The 712-nt window shown below is 54.4% G+C and carries 1 rRNA gene; it reads left to right on the top strand.

What is annotated here, in order from left to right:
• Window positions 1-712: ribosomal RNA gene (locus tag SB13_RS17565) — 23S ribosomal RNA — on the top strand; the annotation flags it as partial.

Genomic DNA, 712 nt, shown 5'->3' with positions numbered 1-712 from the left:
ATAGACCCGAAACCCGGGGATCTAGCCATGGGCAGGTTGAAGGTTGGGTAACACTAACTGGAGGACCGAACCGACTAATGTTGAAAAATTAGCGGATGACTTGTGGCTGGGGGTGAAAGGCCAATCAAACCGGGAGATAGCTGGTTCTCCCCGAAAGCTATTTAGGTAGCGCCTCGTGAACTCATCTTCGGGGGTAGAGCACTGTTTCGACTAGGGGGCCATCCCGGCTTACCAACTCGATGCAAACTGCGAATACCGAAGAATGTTATCACGGGAGACACACGGCGGGTGCTAACGTCCGTCGTGAAGAGGGAAACAACCCAGACCGCCAGCTAAGGTCCCAAAGTCATGGTTAAGTGGGAAACGATGTGGGAAGGCCCAGACAGCCAGGATGTTGGCTTAGAAGCAGCCATCATTTAAAGAAAGCGTAATAGCTCACTGGTCGAGTCGGCCCGCGCGGAAGATGTAACGGGGCTAAACCATGCACCGAAGCTGCGGCAGCGACACTTAGGTGTTGTTGGGTAGGGGAGCGTTCTGTAAGCCTGCGAAGGTGACCTGTGAGGGTTGCTGGAGGTATCAGAAGTGCGAATGCTGACATAAGTAACGATAATGCGGGTGAAAAACCCGCACGCCGGAAGACCAAGGGTTCCTGTCCAACGTTAATCGGGGCAGGGTGAGTCGACCCCTAAGGCGAGGCCGAAAGGCGTAGTCT

Origin of the sequence: Lonsdalea quercina subsp. quercina (assembly GCF_000688695.1) — a bacterium.
Taxonomy (GTDB): Bacteria; Pseudomonadota; Gammaproteobacteria; order Enterobacterales; family Enterobacteriaceae; genus Lonsdalea; species Lonsdalea quercina_D.
Note: the sequence above shows the minus strand (reverse complement) of the source record. Positions and strands in the feature narration are given on the sequence as shown.